Annotated in this window: 26 protein-coding genes, 1 tRNA gene and 1 pseudogene; 21 read left to right on the top strand and 7 right to left on the bottom strand. The window is 59.1% G+C overall.

Features of this window, described 5'->3' with window-relative positions:
- Positions 1 to 36: 36 nt before the first annotated feature.
- A complete protein-coding gene (locus AB6803_RS07955) occupies positions 37 to 609 on the top strand; it encodes an EVE domain-containing protein (RefSeq protein WP_371108371.1) in 573 nt (190 codons plus the stop codon).
- A gap of 100 nt (positions 610 to 709) precedes the next feature.
- Here the strand turns inward: AB6803_RS07955 and carA are convergent, their stop codons facing one another.
- The gene (gene carA / locus AB6803_RS07950) at positions 710 to 1918 is read right to left on the bottom strand and encodes a glutamine-hydrolyzing carbamoyl-phosphate synthase small subunit (RefSeq protein WP_371108370.1); all 1209 of its coding nucleotides are present in this window, start codon (positions 1916 to 1918) and stop codon (positions 710 to 712) included.
- Positions 1919 to 2226: 308 nt separating this feature from the next.
- On the opposite strand from carA, the gene AB6803_RS07945 reads away from it, so the two are divergent.
- The gene (locus AB6803_RS07945; RefSeq protein WP_153365139.1) at positions 2227 to 2679 is read left to right on the top strand and encodes a GatB/YqeY domain-containing protein; all 453 of its coding nucleotides are present in this window, start codon (positions 2227 to 2229) and stop codon (positions 2677 to 2679) included.
- Positions 2680 to 2920: 241 nt separating this feature from the next.
- Here the strand turns inward: AB6803_RS07945 and AB6803_RS07940 are convergent, their stop codons facing one another.
- A complete protein-coding gene (locus AB6803_RS07940) occupies positions 2921 to 3163 on the bottom strand; it encodes a hypothetical protein (RefSeq protein WP_371108369.1) in 243 nt (80 codons plus the stop codon).
- 582 nt (positions 3164 to 3745) lie between these two features.
- Between AB6803_RS07940 and dnaG the strand changes: the two genes are divergently transcribed.
- From dnaG to rpoD, 5 genes are all read left to right on the top strand, one after another.
- A complete protein-coding gene (gene dnaG / locus AB6803_RS07935) occupies positions 3746 to 5740 on the top strand; it encodes a DNA primase (protein ID WP_371108368.1) in 1995 nt (664 codons plus the stop codon).
- A 7-nt stretch (positions 5741 to 5747) separates the two neighbouring features.
- Entirely contained in the window at positions 5748 to 7622 is a 1875-nt protein-coding gene (gene recQ, locus AB6803_RS07930) for a DNA helicase RecQ (RefSeq protein ID WP_371108367.1), read from the top strand.
- Between the two features lie 137 nt (positions 7623 to 7759).
- Complete coding sequence (locus tag AB6803_RS07925) at positions 7760 to 8947, top strand: glycine C-acetyltransferase (RefSeq protein WP_371108366.1); 1188 nt, start codon at positions 7760 to 7762, stop codon at positions 8945 to 8947.
- Positions 8948 to 8968: 21 nt separating this feature from the next.
- Positions 8969 to 10006: an L-threonine 3-dehydrogenase gene (gene tdh, locus AB6803_RS07920; RefSeq protein ID WP_371108365.1), complete on the top strand. Its 1038-nt coding sequence runs from the start codon at positions 8969 to 8971 to the stop codon at positions 10004 to 10006.
- A 445-nt stretch (positions 10007 to 10451) separates the two neighbouring features.
- On the top strand, positions 10452 to 12515 hold the full coding sequence (gene rpoD / locus AB6803_RS07915) for an RNA polymerase sigma factor RpoD (RefSeq protein WP_007701617.1): 2064 nt from the start codon (positions 10452 to 10454) through the stop codon (positions 12513 to 12515).
- 58 nt (positions 12516 to 12573) lie between these two features.
- On the opposite strand, the gene AB6803_RS07910 is transcribed toward rpoD, so the two are convergent.
- Together AB6803_RS07910 and AB6803_RS07905 are read right to left on the bottom strand one after the other, a co-directional pair.
- A complete protein-coding gene (locus tag AB6803_RS07910) occupies positions 12574 to 12993 on the bottom strand; it encodes a type II toxin-antitoxin system VapC family toxin (protein ID WP_371108364.1) in 420 nt (139 codons plus the stop codon).
- A complete protein-coding gene (locus AB6803_RS07905) occupies positions 12993 to 13235 on the bottom strand; it encodes a type II toxin-antitoxin system Phd/YefM family antitoxin (protein ID WP_371108363.1) in 243 nt (80 codons plus the stop codon). Before AB6803_RS07905 ends, AB6803_RS07910 begins: the two co-directional genes overlap by 1 nt.
- Positions 13236 to 13307: 72 nt before the next feature.
- Between AB6803_RS07905 and AB6803_RS07900 the strand changes: the two genes are divergently transcribed.
- The 3 genes from AB6803_RS07900 (at position 13308) to AB6803_RS07890 (ending at position 16902) form a co-directional block, all read left to right on the top strand.
- Entirely contained in the window at positions 13308 to 14108 is an 801-nt protein-coding gene (locus AB6803_RS07900; RefSeq protein WP_371108362.1) for an APH(3')-II family aminoglycoside O-phosphotransferase, read from the top strand.
- Between the two features lie 238 nt (positions 14109 to 14346).
- Positions 14347 to 15798: a DUF930 domain-containing protein gene (locus AB6803_RS07895; RefSeq protein WP_371108361.1), complete on the top strand. Its 1452-nt coding sequence runs from the start codon at positions 14347 to 14349 to the stop codon at positions 15796 to 15798.
- A gap of 135 nt (positions 15799 to 15933) precedes the next feature.
- Positions 15934 to 16902 carry a DMT family transporter gene (locus tag AB6803_RS07890; protein WP_371108360.1) on the top strand — a complete coding sequence of 323 codons (969 nt, stop codon included), beginning with the start codon at positions 15934 to 15936 and terminating at the stop codon, positions 16900 to 16902.
- 21 nt (positions 16903 to 16923) lie between these two features.
- Here AB6803_RS07890 and AB6803_RS07885 read toward each other — a convergent pair whose 3' ends face one another.
- A complete protein-coding gene (locus tag AB6803_RS07885; RefSeq protein WP_371108994.1) occupies positions 16924 to 17094 on the bottom strand; it encodes a hypothetical protein in 171 nt (56 codons plus the stop codon).
- Between AB6803_RS07885 and AB6803_RS07880 the strand changes: the two are divergent.
- The 5 genes and pseudogenes from AB6803_RS07880 to AB6803_RS07860 form a co-directional block, all read left to right on the top strand.
- A pseudogene (locus AB6803_RS07880) lies at positions 17027 to 17380 on the top strand (AraC family ligand binding domain-containing protein); the annotation flags it as partial. The gene AB6803_RS07885 and the pseudogene AB6803_RS07880 sit on opposite strands and share 68 nt — an antisense overlap.
- A 24-nt stretch (positions 17381 to 17404) precedes the next feature.
- Complete coding sequence (locus tag AB6803_RS07875; protein ID WP_371108993.1) at positions 17405 to 17758, top strand: helix-turn-helix domain-containing protein; 354 nt, start codon at positions 17405 to 17407, stop codon at positions 17756 to 17758.
- An 83-nt stretch (positions 17759 to 17841) separates the two neighbouring features.
- A complete protein-coding gene (locus tag AB6803_RS07870) occupies positions 17842 to 18534 on the top strand; it encodes a B3/4 domain-containing protein (protein WP_371108359.1) in 693 nt (230 codons plus the stop codon).
- Between the two features lie 149 nt (positions 18535 to 18683).
- The gene (locus AB6803_RS07865) at positions 18684 to 19913 is read left to right on the top strand and encodes an MFS transporter (RefSeq protein WP_371108358.1); all 1230 of its coding nucleotides are present in this window, start codon (positions 18684 to 18686) and stop codon (positions 19911 to 19913) included.
- A gap of 324 nt (positions 19914 to 20237) precedes the next feature.
- Positions 20238 to 21161 carry a LysR substrate-binding domain-containing protein gene (locus AB6803_RS07860; protein ID WP_371108357.1) on the top strand — a complete coding sequence of 308 codons (924 nt, stop codon included), beginning with the start codon at positions 20238 to 20240 and terminating at the stop codon, positions 21159 to 21161.
- A 14-nt stretch (positions 21162 to 21175) separates the two neighbouring features.
- Here AB6803_RS07860 and AB6803_RS07855 read toward each other — a convergent pair whose 3' ends face one another.
- Positions 21176 to 21568: a GNAT family N-acetyltransferase gene (locus AB6803_RS07855; RefSeq protein WP_371108356.1), complete on the bottom strand. Its 393-nt coding sequence runs from the start codon at positions 21566 to 21568 to the stop codon at positions 21176 to 21178.
- A gap of 185 nt (positions 21569 to 21753) precedes the next feature.
- Here AB6803_RS07855 and AB6803_RS07850 point away from each other — a divergent pair, with 185 nt between their 5' ends.
- The 4 genes from AB6803_RS07850 to AB6803_RS07835 all read left to right on the top strand — a co-directional run bounded on the left by AB6803_RS07850 (position 21754) and on the right by AB6803_RS07835 (position 23724).
- Positions 21754 to 22107, top strand: coding sequence for a DUF1428 domain-containing protein (locus AB6803_RS07850; RefSeq protein ID WP_174161355.1), 354 nt, complete (start codon positions 21754 to 21756; stop codon positions 22105 to 22107).
- A gap of 85 nt (positions 22108 to 22192) precedes the next feature.
- A complete protein-coding gene (locus tag AB6803_RS07845; RefSeq protein WP_371108355.1) occupies positions 22193 to 22621 on the top strand; it encodes a secondary thiamine-phosphate synthase enzyme YjbQ in 429 nt (142 codons plus the stop codon).
- Positions 22622 to 22799: 178 nt separating this feature from the next.
- On the top strand, positions 22800 to 23105 hold the full coding sequence (locus AB6803_RS07840) for a hypothetical protein (RefSeq protein WP_371108354.1): 306 nt from the start codon (positions 22800 to 22802) through the stop codon (positions 23103 to 23105).
- 283 nt (positions 23106 to 23388) lie between these two features.
- Positions 23389 to 23724 (top strand): hypothetical protein, encoded by a 336-nt coding sequence (locus AB6803_RS07835; RefSeq protein WP_012651887.1) that lies wholly within the window; start codon positions 23389 to 23391, stop codon positions 23722 to 23724.
- 205 nt (positions 23725 to 23929) lie between these two features.
- Here the strand turns inward: AB6803_RS07835 and AB6803_RS07830 are convergent, their stop codons facing one another.
- Entirely contained in the window at positions 23930 to 24673 is a 744-nt protein-coding gene (locus AB6803_RS07830) for an SIMPL domain-containing protein (RefSeq protein WP_371108353.1), read from the bottom strand.
- A 164-nt stretch (positions 24674 to 24837) separates the two neighbouring features.
- On the opposite strand from AB6803_RS07830, the gene AB6803_RS07825 reads away from it, so the two are divergent.
- Positions 24838 to 24913 (top strand) — tRNA-Ile (locus AB6803_RS07825).
- Positions 24914 to 25022: 109 nt separating this feature from the next.
- Positions 25023 to 25424 (top strand): DUF6538 domain-containing protein (locus tag AB6803_RS07820; protein WP_371108352.1); only part of this gene is annotated, 402 nt, incomplete at its 3' end.

Below are 25424 nucleotides of genomic sequence, written 5' to 3'. Positions count from 1 at the left end.
TATATTGGCGTCATACCAATTTGATGGGAGACGACCATGACATACAAAGCAAGCGCTCACAGCGAGACCACGCTTTTCCCCCTGGATGGACTTCTAACCCACGGTGCCGTCGTGCATATGCTCGCACATTCCGATGCGTCGCCTCGACGCGAAGAACCGAAAGCAAGATCGTACTGGCTGGCCGTTGCCTGCGCCGCGCACGTCCGCTACGGGCGGGCCCATGGCTTCATGCAGGTCAATCACGGCAAGCAGGGGCCGCTGAAGCGGATCAAGCCCGGTGACGGCGTGGTTTATTATTCTCCGTCGGTAGCGATGGGTGACAAGGACGGCTTTAAAAGCTTTACGGCGATCGGATATGTCCGCGACGGCGAGCCCTATCAAGGCGAGATGGCATGCGGCAAGGCATATCGCCGCGACGTCGATTGGCTAGATGTGCCGGAGCAACCGATCCGCCCGCTGCTGGATTGGCTCGATTTCACCCAGGACAAAAACTGGGGCTACAGGCTGAGATTTGGCCTGGTTCCATTCGGTGAATCCGATTTCGAGTTCCTGCAGGAAATCCTCACGAGCGAGCTTGAGGAGGTCAGGCTCCGGCGTTTGCAGGCCTGATCGGGCGGTTGGCCGCTTTAATGTATTCCCCAAGACGAAAGCCCCGGATTGACGGTCAATCCGGGGCTCTTCCTTTATCTGATGGTAATGGCGGCGCTGCTTATGCGCGCTCAGCCAAAGCCGGCTCGCCCTTCTTCTCGCGCACCAGATTGACGAAGCGGCGGAAGAGGTAGTGGCTGTCCTGCGGACCCGGAGAGGCTTCCGGATGGTGCTGAACCGAGAAGACGGGCTTGCCGGAAACGCGCAGGCCGCAATTGGTGCCGTCGAAGAGCGAAACGTGAGTCTCTTCAACGCCTTCCGGCAACGTGCTCGCGTCGACCGCGAAGCCGTGGTTCATCGACACGATCTCGACCTTGCCCGTCGTGTGATCCTTGACCGGATGATTGGCGCCGTGATGACCCTGATGCATCTTCGCGGTCTTGGCGCCGAGCGCGAGACCGAGCATCTGGTGGCCGAGGCAGATGCCGAACAGCGGGATGTCCGCCTTCAGCAGATCCTGGATGACGGGAACGGCATATTCGCCGGTTGCGGCTGGATCGCCGGGGCCGTTCGACAGAAAGATGCCGTCCGGCTTCAGTGCCAGCACGTCGTCGGTGGATGCGGTTGCCGGCAGTACGGTGACCTTGCAGTCGAGGCCGGCAAAGAGGCGCAGGATATTGCGCTTCACGCCGTAGTCGAGGCAGACGACGTGATACTTGGCGTCGGCAGCCTTCAGCTCACCGTAGCCTTCGTTCCAGATCCAGGGCGTCTGCGACCATTGCGACGACTGGCCGGAGGTGGCGACCTTGGCGAGGTCGAGACCTTCCAGGCCGCTCCAGGCCTTGGCATCCGCCTTCAGCTGGTCGATGTCGAAGACGCCGTTCGGGTCGTGGGCGATGACGCCGTTGGGCATGCCGTTTTCACGGATCCAGGCGGTCAGCGCGCGGGTGTCGATGCCGTACATGCCGATGATGCCGCGGGCCTTCAGCCACTGGTCGAGATGCTTGGCGGCGCGGTAGTTCGAAGGATCGGTGACATCGGCCTTGAAGATGACGCCGACGGCGCCGTGCCGGGCGGCAGGCGTCAGGTCTTCGACGTCTTCCTCGTTGGTACCGACATTGCCGATGTGCGGGAAGGTGAAGGTAACGATCTGGCCGAGATAGGAGGGATCGGTCAGAATCTCTTCGTAGCCTGTCAGCGCCGTGTTGAAGCAGACTTCGGCCTGGACCTTGCCGGTCGCGCCTATGCCCTTGCCTTCGATCACGGTGCCGTCGGCGAGAACGAGCAGGGCACTTGGCTTTTCAATTGTCCATGGAGCTGTGGCGGTCATTGTCATCCCGTTTCCGGCGTCGTGCGCGGCCTTGAAAAGACCGGGGGCTTCCGCCATGTTTGTCGCAGATTGCAGCCAGCGACATGCGTCGCGGCTTGAGACCTTAATATCGATCTAATGTGCAGGTGTTGGACATAGCCAAACAAGGCGTGCCGGTCAATGCGCCGTTTTCGTTTCCCGCCAGGGAATTCGCCGAGTTTCGGCCGCAGGCACGCAATTGCATTGATCGCAGCTGATGGTCTATGAGACTGGCACCGTGAAATGAGAGGCTGGGCGATCGTCGCCGGCCTGCTTAGGGAGTTAAAGACATGATCCGCGAAACGCTTTCCAACGCCCAGAAGGATGCCATGAGGGCTAAGGATGCGGCGAGGCTTTCGACCGTGCGCCTGATCCTGGCCGCCATCAAGGACAAGGACATCGCCAATCGCGGCTTGGCCAAGGAACAGGCAAGCGATGACGAGATTCTGCAGCTGCTCGCCAAGATGATCAAGCAGCGCGAAGAATCGGTCAAGATGTACACCGACGGCGACCGTCCGGAGCTGGCTCAGAAGGAACGCGAGGAAATTGCGGTCATTCAGGGCTTCATGCCGGAACAGCTCTCCGAAGAGAAGGTACGCGAGATCTGCGCCGCCGTCGTGGCCGAGCTTGGCGCCCAGGGCCTGAAGGACATGGGCAAGTGCGTCGCGGCGCTGCGCGAGCGCTATGCCGGGCAGATGGATTTCGCCAAGGCGTCGGCGATCCTCAAGGATCTTTTGAAGTAAATTTTATCCGTTCGCGGCCGCGCTCTGGCGCGGCCAAAACGATGTTCGATTCTCGATGTACTGCATCGACATAGGCTGAAAATAGAGAAGGCAGGAGCTGGGGGAGCTCCTGCCTTCTTGCGCTTTGCAGCCGTTTGATGACGCAGGGTGGGGCCCAAAAATCAAACGTCTATTGCAAAGGCACCCAGGTGAGGCGGCGCCGGGGGTAGGGATGGTGCCTCACCTGGGGATAGGTAAAATCTTATCTGGTGATCCTGACCTGTTGCGGCAATTCCATGCCTTGCGATTCCAGCCAGGATATTTGAACTTTTACGCCGGCCTTGAGAGCCGGAACTTTCATATCGACCGGAAGCTGGTAGCCAGCGTCGGTATAGAGCACGTTCGTTGCTGCTGCGGGGACTGCGCCGTCCGTCATCATCGCCGAGCTATAGTTAGCTGTGGCGAAGAGAGCAGCGGCGGCAAAGGGCACCAGCAAAACGCGCATTTTAATCTCCTAAACTGAAAACCAGTATGTTTGGAACTGAAAACCAGTATGTTTGGCTTCCGGTTCGTCGGGTCGTCTAGGCATGTCGCGTCGCGAAGTATTTGTTCGCCGGCTTGTCTCGTCCCGTGAGATGAAAGCTATTGCGCCGCACACGAACAATCAAATTACAAAAAAATAATGTTTGACTTACGAACCATGCCGCAAATGTGCCACCAACAGGGAAGACTGCGCGCGCTTTCTCCTTCTGCCAATGGTTGCGGCGAGTGTTGCGGCACTCTCGTATCGCTAGTCAAAGCTATGGGCAAGCATTTGCTTTTTCATCGTTTTTCTTGCGCGGAGACGCTGCATTCCAGACGCGTATAAAGGTCGTAGGGAGTCGCCGCCGTTTCTGTCGTCGATGATGTCAAAATCGCTTTTCGGTTGGGCGCGGGAACGTTAACAATGCCGCTGCAATCACGGTCTTGTGATCGGATTGGTTGAATTTCGGCCTCTCCGCAAGGGCTGTGAATAGCGGGTGTGGTGAAGGGTTCTCATGGCAATGCGCGTTGTTCCTGCTTATAAGGGGGCAAGCCAGAGGTAATTATGCGATTTTCCAATACGTTTCTCGATGAGATTCGCGACCGCGTCCCTATTTCGGACGTGATCGGCCGTCGTGTGACGTGGGATCGGCGCAAGACCAATGTGCCGCGCGGCGATTATTGGGCGTGCTGCCCATTCCACGGCGAAAAGTCGCCGAGCTTCCATTGCGAGGACCGCAAGGGCCGTTACCATTGCTTCGGCTGCGGCGTCACCGGCGATCATTTCCGTTTCCTGACGGAGCTGGAGGGCTTGAGTTTTCCTGAAGCCGTACAGCAGATCGCCGACATGGCCGGCGTTCCCATGCCGATTGCCGATCCCATGGAAGCGAAGCGCGAAAAGGAACGCACCTCGCTGCTCGACGTCATGGAGATGGCGACGCAGTTCTTTCAGGATCAGCTACAAACGGCAAACGGGGCGAGGGCGCGTGCCTATCTGCGCGATCGCGGGCTGACTGGTCGCACCATCGACACCTTCCGTCTGGGTTACTCGCCGGATAGCCGCAATGCGCTGAAGGAATTTCTGTCCGGCAAGGATGTTGCCAAAGAGCAGATCGAAGCCTGCGGTTTGGTGGTGCATGGTCCGGATATCCCGGTCTCCTACGATCGCTTCCGTGACCGCATCATGTTCCCGATTCTGTCTTCCCGCGAAAAGGTCATCGCCTTCGGTGGCCGGGCGATGTTGCCGGATGCTCCTGCGAAATATCTCAATTCCAACGAGACCGAGCTCTTTCACAAGGGTAACGTGCTCTACAATTTCACCCGTGCGCGGCGGGCCGCCCAGGGGAATGATGGTTCAGGGACGATCATCGCCGTCGAAGGCTATATGGATGTGATCGCGCTGCATCAGGCCGGCGTCGAGAATGCCGTAGCACCGCTCGGCACGGCGCTGACGGAGAGCCAGCTTGAACTCCTTTGGAAGATGACGCCGCAGCCGATGCTCTGCTTCGATGGCGACGGCGCTGGTATCCGCGCCGCCAATCGTGCCGCCGATCTGGCGCTGCCGCATATCAAGCCCGGCCGCACGGTTCGTTTCGCGCTTTTGCCAGACGGCAAGGATCCGGACGATCTCGTCCGCCACGATGGCCGCGCGCCCTTCGATAAGGTGCTGGCGCAGGCAAAGCCGCTGGCGGAGATGATCTGGAGCCGCGAAACCAGCAACGGCACTTTCGATACCCCGGAGGCGCGTGCCGAACTTGAAGCGCGGCTGAAGCACATGGTTTCGGTCATCGCCGATGAGAATGTCCGCCGTCATTACCAGCAGGATATTCGCGACCGGTTGAACGGCCTGTTCCAGCCGCAGTTCCGGCGCAACGACAATCAGCAGGGGCGCGGCTTTTCCCGCGACGGAAACAGTCGTTCTTTCGGTGGTCGTGGCGGACAGGGCCGCGATCGTCCGGCGGCCGTCAGCACGAAGGCGACGGATCGTTTGATGCGCTCGGGCATGATCAAGGGCCATCATGATATTCCAGGCCTGCGCGAAAGCGTGCTGGCGGTGACCATCGTCAATCATCCGCTGCTGTTGCAGGACGAATATGACGAGATCGCCGCGATCGACTACGAGAGCCGCGAATTGCAGCGCCTATGGTCTGCCATGCTCGGTGCTGCCGCGACCATACCGGCTCAGCAGCTGAGCCGAGAGCGATTGCTCGAACAGCTGGAAGAACAGGGTTTCGCCGCCTTGCTGAAGACGCTGGACCAGCAGGTGCGCAATGCCCGCCTCTGGACGGCGACCGAGGAAGCGGCGATGGAAGACGCGCGCGAAGGCTATCGCCAGGCGCTCGCGCTCCACAAGCGCTCGAAGGCGCTGCGCTGGCATAAGATCGAGCTGGAGCGCGCCGTTGCCGAAGCGACGGAAGAGGGCGACGGTGAACTCATCGAGCAACTGATGCGCGCTTTGCAGGAAGTGCAGCTCGAAGCCGTGCGGCTGGAAAATCAGGAAGCGATTATCGACGGCTTCGGGGTGCTTTCCGGCCGGATCAAAGGACCCGCAGGGAAGTAGGGGATAGATGTCACAGCCGGATAGACAGGAACCGCGGTTTTCCGCCGACAATGCGCTGTTTGCGGATCGCAGCTCCGGAATGGCGCCGCTCGACATCCTCAAGCGAGTGTACGGCTATTCCGCCTTTCGCGGCAAGCAGCAGCAGGTGGTCGAGCATGTCGTGGCCGGTGGCGATGCGGTGGTGCTGTTTCCGACCGGGGCCGGCAAGTCGTTGTGCTTTCAGATTCCGGCGCTTTGCCGCGACGGCATCGGCATCGTCGTCTCGCCGCTGATCGCCTTGATGCGCGATCAGGTCGAAGCGATGAAGCAGCTTGGTATCCGGGCTGCGGCACTGAATTCGTCGCTGTCGCGCGAGGAGGCCAGCGACGTCTATCGCGCAGTCTCCAGCGGCACGCTCGATATGCTCTATGTCACGCCTGAGCGCATCCTGACCGATGGGTTCCAGCAGATGATTGCCAGGGCGAAGATCGCCCTGTTTGCGATCGACGAGGCGCATTGCGTCTCGCAATGGGGACATGATTTCCGGCCGGAATATCGCGACCTCGGCAAGCTTGCGGAACTCTTTCCCAATGTGCCGCGCATCGCACTGACGGCAACCGCCGATCCGCATACGCGCGACGATATCATCGAGCGGCTGGGGCTCGACAACGCCCAAGTCTTCACCACCAGCTTCGACCGGCCGAATATCGCTTATGAGATTGTCGAGCGCGATCAGCCGCGCCAGCAGTTGCTGCGCTTTCTCGACGGCCATCGCGGTGATAGCGGCATTGTCTATTGCCTGTCGCGGGCCAAAGTCGAGGATACGGCGGAATGGCTGAACGGGCAGGGCATTCGCGCGCTTGCCTATCATGCTGGCATGGACCGTTCGGTTCGCGATGCCAATCAGGATGCGTTTCTGAAGGAAGAGGATCTTTGCCTGGTGGCGACGGTCGCCTTTGGCATGGGTATCGATAAGCCGAATGTGCGCTATGTCGCCCATCTCGATCTGCCAGGCTCCATCGAGGCCTATTACCAGGAGACGGGCCGCGCCGGACGCGACGGACTGCCGTCCGAGGTCTGGATGGCCTACGGCATGGCCGACGTCATCCAGCGGGGGCGGATGATCGATGAGGGCAACGCGGCGGATGAGATCAAGCGCGTCGAACGCGCCAAGCTCAATGCGTTGCTTGCCATCTGCGAGACGGCCGGCTGCCGGCGGCAGGCGATCCTGGCGCATTTCGGCGAGGCCCATGGCGGCGGTTGCGGCAATTGCGATACCTGCCTGAAGCCGGTCGAGACCTGGGACGGAACGGAAGCGGCAATCAAGGCGCTGGCCGCTGTTTATCGCACCGGCGAGCGCTTCGGCACCGGCCATGTCATCGACGTACTGATGGGTACGGTCAACGAGAAGACGGAGCGGTTCGGCCATGTCGATATGCCCGTTTTCGGCGCCGGCAGGGATATTCCCGCCCGCACCTGGCAATCCGTCTTCCGACAGTTGCTGGCGAACGGCTTTATCAGCGTCGATCACACCGCCTTTGGCGCGATGAAGCTGGAACCGGAGGCGAGAGCCGTGTTCAAGCACGAGCGTCAGGTCTTCTTCCGTAAGGACCGGCCGGAAGCAAGGCGCGGGGCGAAGAAGGCTGCGCGGATGGAAAAGCGGCAGTCGAGCCTCTCGGGCGAGGCACAGCCGCTGTTCGATGCTTTGAGGGCAGAACGCACGAAAATCGCCAAGGAACTCGGCGTGCCGCCCTATGTCGTTTTCCCGGACACGACCCTGATTGCCTTTGCGACGGAACGGCCAACGAGCCGCGCTGCCCTGCTGGGGATTTCGGGCGTCGGGCAGGCGAAACTGGAGCGCTATGGAGATGCGTTCCTGAAGGTTATCAAGACGTTTGAATAGGCTCTCGCGACATCGCGCGGCCCGCAGACTATCTCAGGACCGACACGGCTTATCGTCAGCATTCGCGACAAGGCGTGGGGCGATGTGCTAATTCTTCGCGATAGCTGAGACAGGTACAATCGGGAAGCACGTTCATCATGACATCTGCCTTCATCTCTCACCTCAAATCCGAAATCGCCGGCCTGAAAGATGCGGGGCTCTATAAGTCCGAACGCGTCATCACCTCCAAGCAAGCCGGAGAGATTGCTGTTGCGGGCGGTGCGCGGGTGTTGAATTTCTGCGCCAACAACTATCTCGGCCTCGCCGATAATGACGAGTTGGCGGAGGCGGCGAAGACGGCACTCGATCGTTACGGCTATGGCATGGCCTCGGTGCGCTTCATCTGCGGCACGCAGGAGGAGCACAAGCAGCTGGAGGCGCGGATATCGTCTTTCCTCGGCATGGAGGACACGATCCTCTACTCCTCGTGCTTTGACGCCAATGGCGGGCTGTTCGAGACGCTGTTGTCGGAGGAGGATGCGATTATCTCCGATGCGCTCAATCATGCCTCGATCATCGATGGCGTACGCCTCTCCAAGGCGAAGCGCTTCCGCTATGCCAATAATGACATGGCGGCGTTGGAGGAAGAGCTGAAGAAGGCTGAGGGTAGTCGCTTCAAGCTGATCGCCACCGACGGCGTCTTCTCCATGGACGGCATCATCGCCAATCTTGGCGGTGTTTGCGATCTCGCCGAGAAATATGGCGCCATGGTCATGGTCGATGACAGCCATGCGGTGGGCTTTGTCGGCGATCACGGTCGCGGCTCGGCGGAGTATTGCAGCGTCGAGGGCCGGATCGACATCATTACCGGCACGCTCGGCAAGGCGCTAGGCGGCGCATCAGGCGGTTATACCGCGGCGAAAGCAGAGATCGTCGAGTGGCTGCGGCAGCGCTCGCGGCCGTATCTCTTCTCCAATACGCTGGCGCCGGTCATCGCAGCCGCCTCGCTGAAGGTCTTCGATCTCATCGACAACGGTGACGCTCTTCGTGAACGTCTGCGTGGCAATGCCGAGTTGTTCCGCAGCGAAATGACCAAGCTCGGTTTTACGCTTGCCGGCGCCGATCATCCGATCATTCCCGTCATGCTCGGCGACGCCAAGGTGGCGCAGGAGATGGCGGCGCTGATGCTGAAAAAGGGCGTCTACGTTATCGGCTTCTCCTTCCCCGTGGTGCCGAAGGGACAGGCGCGTATCCGCACGCAGATGTCGGCGGCGCATTCGAAGGCCGACGTCGAGCGCGCGATAGCCGCTTTCGCCGAGGCGGGACGGGAACTCGGAATCATTTGAATCGGTTGGAGACGACAGATCATGTCGAACATGATGAAGGCGCTGGTCAAATCAAAGCCTGAAGTCGGGCTGTGGATGGAAAATGTTCCCGTTCCCGAAGTCGGGCCGAACGATGTGCTGATTCGGGTCAGGAAGTCTGCGATCTGCGGCACCGATGTGCATATTTGGAACTGGGACCAATGGGCGCAAAGGACCATCCCTGTGCCGATGGTCGTCGGCCATGAGTTTTGCGGCGAGATTGCCGAGATCGGTTCGGCGGTGACGAAATATCATGTGGGCGAGCGTGTTTCCGGTGAAGGACACATCGTCTGCGGCAAATGTCGCAATTGCCGGGCGGGCAGGGGGCATCTTTGCCGCAATACGCTCGGCGTCGGCGTCAATCGCCCCGGCTCCTTCGGCGAATTCGTCTGTATCCCGGAATCCAATGTCGTGCCGATCCCTGACGACATTCCGGATGAGGTGGCGGCGATCTTCGATCCCTTCGGCAATGCCGTGCACACGGCACTTTCTTTCGATCTGGTGGGCGAGGACGTGTTGGTCACCGGTGCCGGGCCGATCGGCATCATGGGTGCCATGGTCGCCAAGCGCTCCGGCGCGCGCAAGGTGGTCATCACCGATATCAATCCGAACCGTCTGGCGCTTGCCCGCAAGCTCGGCATCGACCACGTCGTTGACGCCTCAAAGGAAAATCTTGCCGATGTCATGAAGTCCATCGGCATGACCGAGGGCTTCGACGTCGGTCTGGAAATGTCGGGTGCGGCGCCCGCATTCCGCGACATGATCGACAAGATGAACAATGGCGGCAAGATCGCCATTCTCGGCATCGCGCCGGCCGGCTTCGAGATCGACTGGAACAAGGTTATCTTTAAGATGCTGAACCTGAAGGGCATCTATGGCCGCGAAATGTTCGAGACCTGGTATAAGATGATCGCCTTCGTTCAGGGGGGACTCGACGTCTCGCCGGTCATTACCCACCGCATCGGCATCGATGATTTCCGCGATGGGTTCGAGGCGATGCGTTCCGGCAACTCCGGCAAGGTGGTAATGGACTGGTTTTGAGCATATTTGTGGCTTGATCGCATCAGTATAGCCCGCAAACTGCGGAAATACAGGCGTTTGACAAGGCTGCTCTTGTCATCGCGCGGGGACTTCCTAAATACGGGAAACAATTGTTTCCGGCGTGCTGAGCCTGTGGATAAGGCTTTTTCACGATTTTAACAGGCTTTTTTGTTGGAAAAGCTTGACGAGAGCAAAAATTATAGGAATCACCGTTTGTCCTCGGAAAAACGGTAAACTGGATCAGGCGGATCATTTATACCATGGCCGGAAATCCAAACGCAATCCAGCTTTGCTGTCCGATGCCGGCGATCGTGGTTAAGCAGGCATTAAAGGTCATTCCGTTAGGTCTTTGTCGGTGATTCGGGGCTGGCGCGCGGCGCGCCGGGCCAGAGCGGTCATTCACCGCGTATAAGTTTTAAGCGTCAGGGAAAGCGACGATATAGAGATGGCAACCAAGGTCAAAGAGAACGAAGAAGCTGAAGTCGAACGCGACGGCACCTCCGATGGCCCGCTTCTCGATCTTTCCGACGACGCGGTCAAGAAGATGATCAAGGCCGCGAAGAAACGCGGCTACGTGACGATGGACGAGCTTAACGCCGTCCTGCCGTCCGAAGAAGTGACGTCCGAACAGATCGAAGATACGATGGCGATGCTCTCCGATATGGGCATCAACGTTATTGAAGACGAGGATGTCGAAGAGGCGGGCGCTGCAACCAGCAGCGACGACGACGATTCCAGCGACGACGACAATGGGGAAGGCGGCGAACTCGCACCTTCTACCGGTTCGGCGCTTGCTACCGCCAAGAAGAAAGAGCCGACCGACCGCACGGACGATCCGGTGCGTATGTACCTGCGCGAAATGGGTTCGGTCGAACTACTGTCGCGCGAAGGCGAAATCGCGATCGCGAAGCGCATCGAGGCTGGCCGCGAGACCATGATCGGTGGCCTCTGCGAAAGCCCGCTGACGTTCCAGGCGCTGATCATCTGGCGCGACGAACTCAACGAAGGCACGACGCTGCTGCGCGAGATCATCGATCTCGAAACCACCTATTCCGGCCCGGAAGCCAAGGCTGCGCCGCAGTTCCAGAGCCCGGAAAAGATCGAGGCGGATCGCAAGGCCGCCGAAGAGAAGGAAAAGGCCCGTCGCGGCCGTTCGCCTTCCGGCGATGACGACATCACCGATGTCGGCGGCGAAGGCTTGCCGGGCGAGGAAGAAGAAGAAGACGAGGACGAATCCAGCCTCTCGCTCGCCGCGATGGAAGCCGAGCTTCGCCCGCAGGTGATGACGACGCTCGACACGATTGCCGAGACCTACAAGAAGCTGCGCAAGCTGCAGGACCAGCAGGTCGAGCAGCGTCTGTCTGCATCGGGCACGCTGTCGTCGGCGCAGGAGCGCCGCTACAAGGAGCTCAAGGACGAGCTGGTCAAGTCGGTCAAGTCTCTGTCCCTGAACCAGAACCGCATCGACGCTCTCGTCGAGCAGCTTTACGACATCAACAAGCGCCTCGTGCAGAACGAAGGCCGGCTGCTGCGTCTTGCCGAATCCTATGGCGTCAAGCGCGATTCGTTCCTTGAACAGTATCAGGGCGCCGAGCTCGACCCGAACTGGATGAAGTCGATCGGCAATCTGGCCGCGCGCGGCTGGAAGGAATTCGCCAAGAGCGAAAACACCACGATCCGCGACATTCGCCAGGAAATTCAGAACCTTGCGACCGAAACCGGCATCTCCATCTCGGAATTCCGCCGCATCGTGCATATGGTGCAGAAGGGTGAGCGCGAAGCGCGCATTGCCAAGAAGGAAATGGTCGAAGCGAACCTGCGCCTCGTCATCTCCATCGCGAAGAAATACACCAACCGCGGTCTTCAGTTCCTCGATCTCATTCAGGAAGGCAATATCGGCCTGATGAAGGCGGTCGATAAGTTCGAATATCGCCGTGGCTACAAGTTCTCGACCTACGCGACCTGGTGGATCAGGCAGGCGATCACCCGTTCGATCGCCGACCAGGCCCGCACGATCCGTATTCCGGTGCACATGATCGAAACGATCAACAAGATCGTTCGCACGTCGCGCCAGATGCTGCACGAAATCGGCCGCGAGCCGACGCCGGAAGAACTGGCTGAAAAGCTCGCCATGCCGCTCGAAAAAGTGCGCAAGGTGCTGAAGATCGCCAAGGAGCCGATCTCGCTCGAAACGCCTGTCGGTGACGAAGAAGATTCGCATCTCGGCGACTTCATCGAGGACAAGAATGCGCTGCTGCCGATCGACGCCGCCATCCAGGCGAACCTACGCGAGACGACGACCCGCGTGCTGGCCTCGCTGACGCCGCGTGAAGAACGCGTGCTGCGCATGCGCTTCGGCATCGGCATGAACACGGACCACACGCTCGAAGAAGTCGGACAGCAGTTCTCGGTCACCCGCGAACGTATCCGCCAGATCGAAGCCAAGGCGCTGCGCAAGCTGAAGCATCCGAGCCGCAGCCGCAAGCTGCGCTCGTTCCTCGACAGCTAAGCGGTTTCTGCCGTTACAAAATCAAAACCCGGTTCGTGAATGCGAGCCGGGTTTTTTGCTAAAAACAAACACAATTTACGCCGAGCAGATTTCCCGCTTCAGCCAGCCGTCGGTCAAATGTAACGATTTGCGTTCCATGCTCCATGGCGACAGCTACATGCAATGCATCACCTGCACGCAAGCCAAGTTCGGAACGCTCGCAAAACCGTGCCGCTGTGCGAAAATGTCCGGGGGAGACGGGTAGGATTTCAAAACTCGAACCCATCAGGTGATTGAACGCGGCCAATGCGGTGTTGCGCTCATTGATCGATATTTGCCTGGTTCGAAGTTTCATGGAGAGCGCCGAGGAAAATTCAGTGATCGTCCAATCGCTGATATAGAGAGCGCTCTCTTGAGCTGCGAGCCATTCCTGCGCGTGTTCGGTGGCTGTTTCCCTTGTAAGGGCGGAGATCAGCACCGAGGTATCGATATAGGACATTAGTAGCGTTCGCTATCGCGTAGGGCACGCATGAAGTCACCAGCGCTGTCTTCCTGTACAGACATCCCATCCGTAACGGAGCGCAAGAAATTGATATCGATTGGCTTTTTCTCGGTTTTGACTGATGTCAACTGCGCTACCGGCTTGCCGTGCCGGAGAATACGTACGGTGTTACCCGCCGCAACCTCGTTTACAAGTTCACTGAGATGAGCTTTCGCATCTGCAAGATTGACCGTTGTCATTGCCGTTCCTGACTATAATTCTAGTCTAATGTAGATTGAGTGGCTGATTTTTACAACATGGGTTCTGATGACGTGAAAACTATCCCTTATCCCCTCGAAACCTCTCTGCCAGCACGGTTGCGAGATCTGCTCTCCGATTATCGCTGGGCGGCAGACGAACTCGGACGCTCCTCGGCAAGTGTTTTTCGTTTGGAAGCCGAGGGGCGGCCACCTCTTTATCTCAAGAGTGAAATCGCCAGTCCGTTCAGTGAATTGGCGGGTGAAGTTGCAAGGCTTCGGTGGCTTGGTGCGCAGGGCCTTGTTTGCCCAGCGGTCGTCGCTCATGAAGCCGGCGGCGAGCGTGAATGGCTGCTGATGGATGCGCTTGGCGGCGCCGACCTCGCCAGTGCGTCTTTGATATCGCCCTTGGAGCGCGTGCGGATGCTCGCGGATGCGCTGCGAAGACTGCATGCGGTCGATATCGCGGCCTGTCCGTTCGATCATCGATTGGAAGCAAGGATGGCGGCCGCAAAAGCCCGCATGCTTGCCGGTTACGTCGAGGAGACTGATTTCGATGAGGTGCGGTTAGGGCGGTCGGCGGAAAGTCTTTTTCGCGAACTCGAAGAGCGCAGGCCGGCAGCGGAGGACCTCGTCGTCACCCATGGCGATGCCTGTCTGCCGAACTTTGTCGCCGGCGGTCACCGTTTCGCCGGCTACATCGATTGCGGCCGTCTCGGCGTCGCCGACCGTTATCAGGATATAACGCTGGCCTGCGGCAGCATCGTGTATAACTTTGGTGAAGCGCTGGTTGCGCCCTTTCTGGAGGCCTATGGGATCTCCGAGGTGGATGCGGAAAAAATGGGTTACTATCGGCTGCTGGACGAGTTCTTTTAGCTCTGGGCGTATCGGCGTAGCTGTTGGGTAATCACGCAGGTGTGTTTTCCGGGCATTGCGAAGCCGCCTAGGGCCTGACAATCTGTCTTTTCGCAATTGCCTCTTTCGGGCCGCATTGTTGCCCACCATATGTCGGGTGTCTGTCGCCGCTCGATCTGTCATTTTCGGTAAGGTTCCGATGAAATTGATACGCGTTTTCCCATCGGCTGCTTTTGCCCGGCGAGCCGTTCGCTGAGCGATGGAACAGGCCGCGACAAAGCAGGATGAGAAGATCGGGCGGGGCTTTATCCTGTCGATCCTTCTGCATGTCATACTGGCGGCCATTTTCCTGCTGCGGCCGTTGATGATGCCGCCGCAGGCGGCGCCGGAAGAGAATGTCAACGTGGAGCTTGTGCCGCAGCCGCAGGAGCAGCAGGAGAACGCGACAAAGCCGAAGGAGGCTTCCGGCCAAGTTCCGACGCCCACGCCCAAGCCGGACGAGAAGGCGCAGCAGGCGGAAGCGCAAAAACAGCCGGAACAGAAGCCCGGCGATCCCAAGGCGCAGTCGGATCAGCAGCATAAGGCTGAGGCTGAAAAGGCGGCGCCTCCCGCCAGTAACCCAAGCTCCAATACACCTACGCCGAAACCTGAACAGCAGCCCCCGGCAGAGGAGACACCCCTTCCGGACATGAAGGGGGAGGAGAAGGATCCCTCGACCACACAGCAGGCGGATGCATCGGCTCAGGCAGATGAAGCACCGGCTGCGAACGACGGCCAAGCCGAAGACCAAGCCCCAGCGTCGCCAGCCGCCAAGGACTCTGATGCCCAGACCGCGCAGGCCGATGCCGCATCGTCGGCCAGGGATCCTGATCCGCAGCCGCAGCAAGCACAGGCTACCCCACCTGCGTCCACCGAGCAGGCCAAGGCGGCTTCGCCGGTAGCCGACCCCAATTCACGCGACCCTGCCTCGATGCCGCAGCCGAAACAGCTTACGACGGACCAACCTTCGGACGCGCAAGTGGCTCAGCCGGAAGCTCCGGCGAGGGAGCAGGATGGCACGGACACGCAGGAGAAGGCGGCGGCGATATCTGATCTCGAGACGAAGCAGGCGAATGCCGCCGCTCCCGATCCACAACAGCAGCCGTCATCCGCCGACAGCAAGGTTGATCCGCAAATTGCAGTGCCGACCGTTGCAGGTCCTCAATCGCAGCCACCGTCAAAGGAGCTGGCTGCGTCGGACAATAATAGCAATCCGGCGACCGGAACGTCCTTCGTCACCGAACCCGATGTCAAATCGCAACAGCAAGCCGCTAACGCCAAGTCGGGCGCGCAGAAGGGGCAACAGACACAGGCCAAGAAGCTCTATTCCGGCAGCGAAATGGCCAAACTGTCCAAAAGCGATTACGATGCCTGGAAAAAGCTGCCGCGACGCCAGCGCATTTCGTATCTTTGCCAATCGGAGGAAAAGTTGCAATTCGGTCATGACCTGAATGCGATTTCTTTCGTCAATTCTGCGCTGTCGCCGGCCATGGTTTCGGACACCGGTTCCTTCGGCAACGGCCAAGCAGTTCAAACTCCCAAGGGCTGGCAGCAAGTCAAATTCACATGCCAGGTCGATGCCGACGCGTTGAAGGTGACAGCTTTTTCACACGCGGTTGTGGGACGCGTTCCTAGAAGCCAACTTGATAGGCTTCGTTTGCCTGAATATTGATCCCCCGAACAACACCCGCCCCATCGCTTTGAAACAATAGTTTATTTCGGCACCAATCGAAATTCTGCCTATTTCATCATACAATTGCCCGTACTCAGGCGATTCAGTCTCCCTCCCTTTGCATTGCTCAATCCGATGACATCGATCACTGCCGATTCCAAATCCTTGGCCGCCGGCTATTCCACGCTTCGCGGTGTCCTGGTGGCCTTCGCGTCCTATGCCGTCTTTGCCTTCAGCGATGCGTCGATCAAGATGCTACATGGGACGCTGCCGTCCTATCAGGTGGCCTTCATCGGCGCGCTTTTCGGCTTCGCCGCTGTCCCGTTCCTGAAGAGGCGCGACGATGACTGGGTGGATATGGTCAGAACATCGAACCGTCCTCTGTGGATACTGCGTTTTGCCTGCGGTGCCACCGGCGCCATATGCTCGATCGTCGCCTTTACCAAGTTGTCGATGGCAGAGGCGTTTGCGCTGCTGTTCCTGCTGCCATCCTTCGTCACCATTCTGTCGGTCGTCTTCTTGAAGGAAGACGTGCGCTGGCAGCGCTGGACGGCGGTGATCCTCGGTTTTATCGGCGTGCTCATCGTGCTGCGGCCGGGTTTTCGCGAGCTTTCGATCGGTCACCTCTGCGCAGCGATCGGTGGGCTGGCGGCTGCGATCGGGATCGTCATCAATCGGGCGCTCGGGGCAAAGGAGAAGCGAATTTCGCTTTATGGCGCGGGCCTGTTCGGCACGCTCATCGTCAGCGGCCTTCTGATGCTGTCCGAGGTGTCGATGCCGACGGCCTGGCAATGGCTTTTCCTGGCGAGCTATGGGCTGCTTGGTGCAGTCGGCAACGTGCTGTTGATGACTGCGGCGCGCATGGTGCCGGCCAACCTCGTCGCTCCGCCTCAATATAGCCAGATGATCTGGGCGATCGGCTTCGGCTATCTTCTGTTCAACGACGATATCGACCTGCCGATGGCGTTGGGCATCACGCTCATCATTTTCTCCGGTCTGCTGACGCTGGCGCGCGAGCGCAAACGTGGCACGCCTCTGCCCACAGCCGTTACCGCCAATACACAGGCAGCATTGGCGACCGCGCAGGAGAGGCCTGAGACGTGACATATGCCTCGCCGACAGCTTTCAGCAGGGTTGAGGGGCGGGGCACATGAAGACCGGCCAGTTCAGGATGTTCCGCTCCCGCGTCACGGGCATCAGGGCCGTGAAAGCCGAAACGGGATATACCTTTCCCAAGCATACGCATGACCAATTCGGCATCGGCGTCATCGAATCCGGCGCGCATGCGTCGCTCAGCGGGCGCGGACTGGTACAGGCCGAGGCCGGAGATGTCATCTGTTTCAATCCGAATGAAGTGCATGACGGCATGCCCATCGGCGAAAGCCGGGCCTGGACGATGCTTCATTTCGATCCGCCGGTGATTGGCGCTCTGCTGAACGATGTCGGCGAGGGCAGGATTGGCGGCGCAGAGTTTCCATCGCCCGTCATCCGCAATAGCCAGCTGGCGGCGTGTTTCAAAACGCTGTTCTCGCTCCTGGTCGGCAATTCAGAGCCGCAGGATGTGCTATTGCAGGACGGGCTGCTGTTATCGCTCGTCGCGGTCGTCATGGGCGAGGGAGAGCAGACATCGCGCGATATTGGCATTCCCACCGCTATTAATCGCGCTCGCGATCTGATCGAGGACGATCCTTCCGCCCCTCTGACGCTTGCCGAACTCGCTGACGCCTGCGGGCTCAGCCATTTTCAGTTTCTGCGGGCATTCACCAAGGCGACGGGGCTCACTCCTCACGCCTATTTGTTGCAGCGCCGAATTCATGAGGCGCGGCGGTTGATCGCGACGGGCACGCCACTGGCCGAGGCCGCCTTTGCCAGCGGCTTTGCCGATCAAAGTCACATGACACGCCTTTTCGTGCGTAATTTCGGCGTGTCGCCGGGCGTCTATGCGGCAGCTGCGGGCTAGATCCATGCAATTTTGTTCAAGACCCGGCGATAACGACGGGCTCTTCTGCGGCGGCAAATCGGAAACGCGCAGAAGGAAAAACCATGTATTTCCGCCATTCGAACGAGATGTGGAGTGAATTCCCCGATCTAGTCCCTGGTGTGCTCTTTGTCGAAGGGATTACGGCGGATGCAGACGTCACTGATCCTGTCGCAAGGTTCCATGCCATTGCCGAGGAACGGCTGGCGGCGGGTTCGGAGGGCGAGATGCCGGAGATACAGGCCTGGCGGCGCACCTTCTCGAAGATGGGGCTGAAACCGACGCAATATCGCTGTGCCTCCGAAGCGCTGCTTCGTCGTTTCCGTCAGGAAAATTCGCTGCCGCAACTGCATCCGCTGGTCGATCTCTGCAACGCCATCTCCATCGCGTTTGCCATTCCCATCGCCGTGTTCGATCTCGTGAAGATTTCGGGCGATCTCGAAGTCAGGCATGCGACCGGTAGGGAGACCTATCTGACGTTCTCCGGCGAGACGGAGCATCCGGAGCCGCGTGAAGTGATTTTCGCCGATAGCAACGATCGGGCGCATGCGCGGCGCTGGACCAATCGGCAAAGCGGCCTTTCCGCTGTTCGCGAGGATACGCGATCGGTACTCATCGTTGCCGAGGCAATGCATGAGGCGGCCGGTCGTGATGTGCCGAAGTTGATTGAGACCATTGCTGCGGAGCTTGCTGTTGTATGGAAGGTCAAGGCAAAGACCGCGCTCCTCAGCCGCTCTTCACCACGTTTTGATCTCTAGGTTTACGTCTTTTTGCGGCAAACGACGGATCGAGACAAAAACGCGATTGACAATTGTTGTGTTCGGGCAGAGCAGGGAACTCAACTCAATATCTCATATTTCCCATGAAGATGGTTCCGTTCCCTGTGCGCGGAACCGAAGAAAGACCCATGGACACCTTGCAGAGCCAAGACCGGACAAGCGCGCTCGGTCATCCCGGATACCGTTCCTTCGCCGCCTCCCGCGTCTTTTCCTCCATCGGCTTCCAGTCCGTCACCGTGGCCATGGGCTGGATGATCTACGATCAGACCCATAGCGCTTTCTACCTTGGTCTGGTCGGTTTCTGCCAGTTCCTGCCGATGGTGATCCTGACCTTCATCGTCGGGCATGTGGCTGATCGGTTCGATCGGCGGCGCATCGGCCTTGCCTGTCAGTTGATCGAGGCGTTGACGGCGCTGGTGCTGGGCGTTGCCGTTTGGCAGCATTGGATCGGTCCCCATGGTATTCTCGCCGCCGTTGCCGTCATGGGGGCGGCCACTGCCTTCGAGCGTCCAACGATGGCGGCGCTGCTGCCGAATATCGTGCCGCCCTCGATGCTGCAGGTCGCGATTGCCACCTCGACCTCGATGATGCAGACGGCCTTCATCATCGGTCCGTCGCTCGGCGGTCTGCTGTACGGCCTCAATCCCATCGCGCCTTTCCTCGTGTCTGCGGTGCTGTATGTCATTGCGAGCATCAATGTCATTTCCATCCGCGTCGAGCGGCAGCAGCCATCCTCGCGCGAGCCGGTGACGCTGAGCTCGGTCTTTGCCGGCGTTTCTTTTATCAAGAGCCGGCCGGTGATGATGGGCACCATCTCGCTCGATCTCTTCGCGGTTCTGCTCGGCGGCGCCACGGCGCTATTGCCCATGTTCGCCCGCGATATCCTGCATGCCGGTCCCTGGGGGCTGGGCTTGTTGCGCGCGGCGCCAGCCGTCGGCGCGCTGGTCATGTCGATCTGGCTGGCGCGGCGGCCGCTGCAGAGCGACGTCGGCAAGAAGATGTTGATCGCCGTCTTCATCTTCGGTGTCGCGACCGTCGTTTTCGCGCTCTCGACCAACATCATCCTCTCGGTTGCGGCGTTATTGGTCGTCGGTGCATCCGATACGGTCAGCGTCGTCGTGCGCAGCTCGCTGGTGCAGCTCCTGACGCCGGATACCATGCGCGGCCGCGTCAATGCGGTGAACTCGCTATTTATCGGCACATCCAACCAGCTCGGCGAATTCGAGTCCGGCATGCTTGCCAGTGTGCTTGGTCCTGTACTCACCGGCATTATCGGCGGTGTCGGCACGATTGCGGTGGTGCTGCTCTGGACACGGATCTTCCCGGATCTGACCAAGGTCAAGACGCTCAATGGGTGAGGCGCGGTCGATTACGTCGACGCGACGGCTAGTCCCGCATGCTCATTGGTCATCCGGGATATGATCCAGCCCGGTATCTCGTTTGAGATGCTCGCTGAGGCCTAGGGCATTCTTGCGTGCTGCTTTGTCCTCGGAGCGAGATTTCCGCATGCATCGAAGTGCCTGCAGTAGTCGATCGATCCGCTTTTGGACGACCAGCGGCCCAATATTTACATGAAGATTTCTCATCTTTCACGCACCTTTTGACTCTGTGATCAAAAGGTATGCGCTTGAAAATTTGCGGCGTATAATGAAGCCTTCATCGATAATACATGAAGGTTTTTCATGGGTAAGAGGCCGCTTCCGCCATTGACCGTCTTGCAGGCATTCTGCGCTGTCGCCGAAACCGGTGGCTTCGGGCGCGCGGCCGAGCGGATGGGATTGACGCAGACCGCGATCAGTCATCAGCTTTCGCAGCTTGAAGGCTGGATCGGCGGCAGGCTTTTCGATCGCGGCCGGTCGGGTGCAAGCCTGACGCCGCTCGGCGCGCGTTTGCACCCGTCAATCGCGGAAACGGTTTCTCACTTGGAGAAAGCGCTCTATCAGGCACGGGCAAGTGTGTCGGTCCGCACCTTGGGATTGTCGGTGACGCCGGAATTTTCGAGCCAATGGCTGGCCTCGCGGCTGCCGGATTTTTGTCAGCGCTATCCCGACATCGAGTTGAAGATGGCTGTCGGCTATCAGAGGCCGGACTTCGGGGCTGGTGGCGTCGATCTCGCCATCTGGCTCGGGCGGGCCGAAGTCGGGCTTGTGCTGGAGGAGCTGCTGACGGATGAGGAATTTGTCGTCAGCTCCTCGGGACTGTCCGAGCGATTGCCGCCGCGCAATGCCATAAGGGCCGCACCGTTGCTGCGCTACGCCGGCATGCGGCATACGGTGCTGGACTGGCAGCGCTGGTACGAGCAGGTGACGGACCCCGATCATGGCGATGTCGCGAGTTTCGATATCGGCCAAGCGGTGGAGGCCGGACCATTGTTCGAAACCTTCGAGGACATGCTCAGGGCCTGTCGGGACGGCCTCGGCTTCGCCCTGGTGCGCAGCTCGCTTGTTGCGGAAGATATTGCGGATGGAAGACTGGTGCGTTGCTTCGTGGAGGTTCAGCCGGCGGCCGTCAGCTACAATCTGGTCTATCCGCCCAATGCCCTACAAAATCCGTCGGCGGCGCTGTTTCGCAATTGGTTGATATCTCAGGCCAACGAGGTGGATTGAGAGAGCGATCGCCATCAATCGCGTAGCCTGATCAAGCCTGCAGCGGTCGCCCTAAAACCCAGGTTTCGATAGAAACCGGTAAGATGCGGTTCGAAATCAACATGCAGCCACTCCGCGCCGCGTTCGCGTGCAACCTTCGTTGCTATTTCGACAAGGCTGCTTGCTATTCCCCGCCGGCGGAATTCGGGGGTGACGCAGGTGTCGAGAATAAAGGCATGGATGCCGCCATCCCAGGCAACATTGACGAAGCCGACCAGACGCTCTCCGGCAAAGGCGCCAATATGAGCAAGGCTTCGTGACAGGACCGGCGCGAAATCCCGTGTGTCGGGTTCATTCCAGGCCTCGGCGCAGAGAGCGTTGAGTGCTTCGTTGTCGGGATAGGGATCGGTCCTGAATTCAACCGTCATAACCATTTCCCGTTGCTGATTGTTGGTGAAGCCGTGATGCCAAGCTTATCCGCAGGGTCAGAGGATGCAACAGTCGCATACGACTGATAACCTCCGGGCAATCGGAATGGAAAAGTGCATCCCATGTCGGATCGCGCTATCATCGATCGTCCTTTGCGAGTGAGAACAGAACAGAGGAGACCGATATGCCCTATGTGGATGGTTTTATTCTTGCCGTGCCGAAAGACAGGATCGAGGCCTACAAGGCGCTGGCACACACAGCTGGCGAGGTCTGGATGGAGCATGGCGCGCTCAGTTACGTCGAGGCGATCGGGGATGACGTGCCCTATGGGGAACTGACGTCGTTTCCACGCGCCGTCCTGGCCACGGCGGACGAACTCGTGATTTTTTCGTGGATTACCTATGAGAGCCGCCAGCATCGCGATGCCGTTCTGGAAAAGGTCATGGCTGATCCGCGAATGAAAGATGGGATGGAAAACATGCCCTTCGATGGCAAACGCATGATCTATGGCGGCTTCGATATCTTCCTGCAGATCTAACCTGCCGGCGGCCGGGCGGGCTTGACTTTCCGGCTGTTGCGCCCGACCTCAAGTGCGCCACCGTCATCAGTATCGGGAAGAGACTATGCCGCAAACCGTCATTACGCTATCCACCCATGGCCAGGGACTTTACGAGTTCACGGAGCAGGTGGCGGACTTCGTCCGTGCGGCGAGTTCAGGCATGGGCGAGGGGCTGCTGACCGTTTTTGTTCGCCATACCTCCTGTTCCCTGCTGATCCAGGAGAATGCCGATCCGGATGTGAAAACCGATCTCAATGCCTTTTTCCGTCGCCTCGTGCCACCATCCTCCGATCCCTCGATGCGATGGATCGTGCATACGACCGAGGGCCCCGACGATATGCCGGCGCATATCAAGGCGGCGTTGACGCAGGTGTCGATCGGCATTCCCGTGACGCATGGACGGCTGGCGCTTGGCACCTGGCAGGGCATTTATCTCTTCGAACATCGTGACCGGCCGCATCGCCGCGATATCGTGCTGCATCTTTCCGCCTGAGGCGGTGGATATCGGTGTCAATCCTTTGTTAAGGCTCCTGAATACATTGTGAATGGCCAGTTCGCGTTCGGTTCAGCTTGGCTGACCTAATGTGTTTTCAATCCCAAGGGCATCGGACCACTTGATGGGACCGGATTTCGGGATTGCAACGATCCAAGGACTTGAAGGAGAAACACCCATGATCAGCCTCATTGCAAAGGCAGGTATTGCAGCCCTCATCACGCTCGGCGCCATCTCCGCCACGGCGGCGACTGCATCGGCCAACGATTTTTCGGCCGGCGTCCATCAGGCACGTTATGATCATCATCGCGGCCGCGCGTGCTCGCCGATCGCGGCCGTCCAGAAGGCCCGCGCCATGGGCCTGCGCCGCGCTCATATCGGTAACATCACGCCGCGCCGTGTCGTCGTCGACGGCTTTAGCCGCCGCGGCCCGGATCGCATCGTCTTCGCCAACGCGCCGGGTTGCCCGTTGATCCGTCGCTAATATCGGAAGGCTAGGGGTAGCGTAACCGTTTACGGGCGGGCTCCAGTCGCTTCTATCCAATTCGAAGCTTAGCAAAGTCGCCCTCCCGAAAGGCGGGCGGTTTTTGTTTTTCCGCCTTCCGGCGAATCTGCCTCTGGAATCGGGTTTGTCTTCGTTGTACCTGAATAGGGCATGAGCGGTTGATTCTGGACTTGTTCAGTGTCGGGCCGTTACTCCTCAGGCGCTCACTCGGGAGATGCGGCAAGCCAATGAGAGAGTAGCCTTTTACTCCATGGAGGATACAATGAAAAAACTACTGGCAAAGTTGGGGGTCGCCGCCGCTATCGCGGTGACTGCGCTGTCGGGCACGGTTGAAACAACTTCCGCCCAGGGATTGGACATCTATGTCGGCCCTGGTCGCCATCGGCCGCCACCGCCGGACTATGACAACCCGCGCTTCGATCGTCGTCGCGGCTGCGATCCGCGGGAAGCCATGGATGTCGCCCGCAGCTACGGCCTGCGCCGTGCCCGCGTGGTTGACGTAACGCCGCGCCGCGTTATCGTCGACGGCTTCACCCGCCGTGGCCCGGATACGATGATGTTCGCCAATGTTCGTGGTTGCCCAATGATCGGCCGCTAATAAGGTTGACGGACGCGTCTAGCGTCTGTCGCCCACTATTTCACGCTTTCGCTTTATCGGCGGGGGCCGCGAACCGCCCTTTGCTCGGTCCCATCGGACTTGAGCGAAGGGCGGTTTTGTTTTTGGCTAGAGCGTGGACCGCTCTAGCCTATTGTTTGATGCAATTTCCGACGGAAAACCGCGCCGCACTTTTCCTGGAATTGCTCTATTGCTGGATCGCGTAGGTGATGCTCACCGACGCGTTATAGGTGTTTTCGCCGCTTGCCACCGGCACAGAGCTATCGGCAGACGCCTTGGCCATGGCTTGGCGCATGTAAGGCTGTGGCGGGGCCATGATGGCGCCCTCGCTGATCGAGATGACGCGGCCGAGCTTAACGCCCGCTGCGTCGCTCAGCGTCTTTGCCTTGGCTGTTGCGTCGGCCACGGCATTCTTACGGGCTTCCTGAAGTGCAGCATCCGGTTTGTCGTTGGTGAACTGGATATCACCGCCCTGGTTGATGCCGAGCTTGACGACCTGATCGAGAAGAGTGCCGAGCTTGGAGAGATCACGCACGCGCACTGTCAGGCCATTGTTGACCTGATAGCCGGTCAGCGTCGGCGGCTGAGACTGGCCGTCCTTGTCGCCAGAGTAGACATATTGCGGCTGGATCGAAAAGCCCGAGGTCTGCAGGTCGCGCTCGGTAATCCCGCTGTCCTTCAATGTAGCGAGCACGGCGCCCATCGCCTTGTTGTTCTGGTCGAGCGCATCCTGGGCCGCCTCGTCCTGCTTGACGACCGAGAGCGTCACGATTGCCATGTCCGGCGCGATCGCCGAATGCCCTTCGCCGGTGACGGTGATGATTGCCTCGCGCGGCTTGGCGTCTTCGGCGAATGCCTGGGCGGCAGGCACGAGAAGCGTCGCACTGAACAGAGCAGCAAGAATGAAATCTCTGGTTTTCGTCATCGGCATGGTTCGTTCCTTGGTTGGTGTTTTTTCAGTATTCGTTTTTGCTGATTGATTGTGAAGGTATTGCGGCAGTCCCTTGTGGGAAAAGAAGAATTGGGTTAGAGCCAGATCGGCTTCCGGGGGACCATTGCTCCGGAACAGCATGCGCGATCACTTTTCATCGTGCCGGGCCTGTAGCTCAATGGTTAGAGCCGGCGGCTCATAACCGCTTGGTTGGGGGTTCGAGTCCCTCCGGGCCCACCAATGACCATAAGTAATTGATATAAAACGATATATTCTCGGCGAAATTTGCGCCGTACACAATGAATTACACCGTTCCGTACACATTTCGAGCCAGACTGAGAGGCTTTAAATGTACCTATGGAAACGTGATAACGGATTCACCTATCAGCAACGCATACCGGCTAGCGTGGAATCAAAATTCGGAAAATCGCCGATCCGCGTTAATCTCGGTCCCCTTTCCGCTGCTGAGGCAAGGAAAAGAGCGATAATTCTCTCGGGTGCGGCCATGCAGATGATGGACGAGCCCAATATGACGCGAGACACCCTTATTCACAGCCTTCGAGCACTCAATGAAGAATTGAAGGCAATCAAGAGTGCAAGGTTCGCCAAGGGAGTTGCATCGTACGGTGCCCAATATCAAGGTAGAGAATACCGTGAAATCGGCGAAGATGAGCTAGGCCGTGTCCCCATAACGGGGTTCATGTTGGTGCTGGTATGTGATTCAATCTCCAGAAAAGGAGATTGCTATGCG

The sequence above is a fragment of the Rhizobium sp. RCC_161_2 genome, assembly GCF_041355235.1.
Taxonomy (GTDB): domain Bacteria; phylum Pseudomonadota; class Alphaproteobacteria; order Rhizobiales; family Rhizobiaceae; genus Rhizobium.
The sequence above is the reverse complement of the archived record's forward strand: the minus strand, read 5'-3'. Positions and strand labels throughout refer to the sequence as shown.